General features: G+C 28.5%; 3 protein-coding genes. All 3 read left to right on the top strand.

The genetic code is table 11. The annotated features are described in order from the left end of the window. Positions 1-65: 65 nt before the first annotated feature. A complete protein-coding gene (locus DIU01_RS06100; RefSeq protein WP_290832530.1) occupies positions 66-944 on the top strand; it encodes a hypothetical protein in 879 nt (292 codons plus the stop codon). Positions 945-1,008: 64 nt separating this feature from the next. Beyond that, complete coding sequence (locus tag DIU01_RS06095; protein WP_290832528.1) at positions 1,009-1,200, top strand: hypothetical protein; 192 nt, start codon at positions 1,009-1,011, stop codon at positions 1,198-1,200. Then, positions 1,172-2,682: recombinase family protein (locus tag DIU01_RS06090; RefSeq protein ID WP_290832526.1), on the top strand; the 1,511-nt coding region annotated here is incomplete at its 3' end. The genes DIU01_RS06095 and DIU01_RS06090, both read left to right, overlap by 29 nt.

The raw sequence follows: 2,682 nt of genomic DNA, 5'->3' as shown, positions 1-2,682 counted from the left end.
ATATTTATTTGTCAAATATATAAAAAATAATTACATTTACCCAGACGAAAATTTTAAGAAATAAAATGAATAATAAAGACTCAAATAGCAAATCAATATCCTATCAACAAATTGGTGAAGCAATTTCAAAAAAGCAATTCACAGCAAAGGATTTAGAGATCACATCTAGACAATTTAATTATTGGAAAGAAAAAGATGTTATTCCCTTTTTTATTAAAGATAGAAAGACACTAATGACCTTGCCAGAAGCTTTATGGGTTTTAATTATAAATGAATTATCAAACATTGGAATTGTAACTACTAAATTGCAATTATTGTCAAGTAAAATCTGGATTGAACCATTATTTAGTAATTACGCTGATGATGTCATCAAAAAAGCTATAAAAGATCCTAAGGGCGAATTTAGTCAAGATGATAAGGAATGGTTTAAATTTTTACTTGAAGATGAGATTGCAATGCATCATATTTTTAGGAGAGAGATCACGCCTTACATGGATTCAATAAAGTCTTGTTTGCGTTCTCCAAAACAAATAGCTTCTTTTATATATTGTCCGAAAACCGAGGAGTATAGAATATCTTCTTTTACAAATTCAATTGGTTCTGAATTAAACAATCTATTTTATGGTGAAACTTTAATAACAATTCCTTACATACCACATTTAATTCATTTAATGGGTATTGAAATGAATAGAACAACGGAAGATCTAAAATATTTAACTGAGATAGAAAATCAAATATGGAGATCAGTTCAGTTTGAAAAACCGAAACTCCTACAAATAAGTTTAGACGAAGGTGGAAACAATAAAATATATAAAATTACTGAAAGTCATAAAAAATCAGAAGAACTGGCAAAGTTCTTCTTAAATACAAATCTGCCGATAGGTTCAAGCATACAAATTGAAAAAAGATCTCAAGGCAATTATAAAGTAACTATAAAATCTTAATTTATGAAACATGTAAAATCCATTCGGTTCCTGATAGTTCAGCCCGTATTATCTAAGACAAGATATGGACCAGAAGGAAAAGGTTTCACATATTCAACATTTGTTAAGCTATGATGAAATTATCGCAATTGCACCCAATTTATCAAAACAACTAAATGAAGAAACCGCATTTGAATTTTCAAAGCAATTATATGAATTTGCAAAATTAATACTTGAGCAACGTAAAAATGAAAAAGAAAAACCTCACGTTAAGTGATTTTTATGGATCAACAGTTTGGTCATACACTAGAGTTTCAACCAAAGAACAATTCATGAATAATGGAAGTATTGAAACACAAGTCAAGAGAATTAAATCTTTTGCAAAAGACCATGGATTGATAATAACAGAGGAGTTTGATGCTGAATATGAAAGCTCTAAAAAAATAAATACTCAAAATACATTAAGAGAATTGATAGATAAGATTAAAAAAACATCTATCAATAAAAGACCAAAAATCATTTTAATATGGTCACCTAGCAGATTCGGGCGTGCTGGCGCAGAACATATTCAATTATTCGTTAAACTCAGAAAAGAATTCAACGTCCTACTCTACTCTGTAAGTACAGAACACAACACTTTTAATGAACGAGCGGAAAATGAATTTTCTACTCAGCTTCTTTATGCTCAAAAAGAGAATTTTAATAGACAAGACACCATAATTCCTGGATTAATAAACTCTCTTAATAATGGAAAAACATTTGGAAAAACTCCAAGAGGTTATGATCATTATGGACCAAGAGTTTCGAATCCTACCAAAGTAAAAGCATTCCAAGAAATAATACTTAATGAAGAAGGAAAGTTACTAAAAGAGGCATTTAAGATGAAAATCTATAAATCCTACAGTGACAAGGAAATAATTAACTGGCTAAAAACAAAAGGAATAAAAATAGCATATCAATCTTTATCTAACATGTGGAAGAATGAATTCTACGCTGGGAAAGTATGTAATTCATTATTAGAAGATAATTATATTAAAGGCAATTGGGAGCCTATAATTAGCAAAAAAGAATATCAAATATTACAAAAGATACTTGGCGGATCAAAACATTTAGGTGTAGCAAAAATTAAAGGTAAAGAAGAAACTCCATTAGCACCAAAATTTCTTGTCTGCAATGATTGTAATGCGTCAATGACATCATATCTTAATAAACAGAAACAACTATTTTATTATAAATGTAATGGGTGCAATAAAACTGTAAATGCAAATTCATCATCAAAAGCAGTTCACATAGGTTTACATGAGGAATTTCAAAACAAACTAAATGATTTTAAATTTTCAAAAGAACTTCATGATTTATTTTCTGAACAATTAAAAAAAATTCTTTCAGATGAAATGTCAAATCTTTCAGACAAGAAAAGAATTATTACCAAAGAAGCAAATGAATCAAAAGATGCACTTGATAAAATGGAATATCGATTTGCTATTAATGAAATATCGAAAGATATTTTTGAAAGACAAAGTCAAAAAATTCTTGACAACATTAAGCAAAAAGTGTATGAATTAGAAAATTTGCCTACAAAAAAATCGAACCACGATAAAGCGATAAAATATTTTTTAAAAATCAGCGAAAACCCCAGTAAATTCTATGCTTCTTTAGATTACAACAAAAAAAGGAAGTTTCAAGAAATGCTATTTCCAGAGGGTTTTAATTATTCTATCAAAAATAGAGATTATCGAACCAGTAAAGTCAACAGTTT

It is taken from the genome of Flavobacterium sp., assembly GCF_003525665.1.
GTDB lineage: Bacteria > Bacteroidota > Bacteroidia > Flavobacteriales > Flavobacteriaceae > Flavobacterium.
This window is presented reverse-complemented; position numbering and strand designations above follow the sequence as displayed.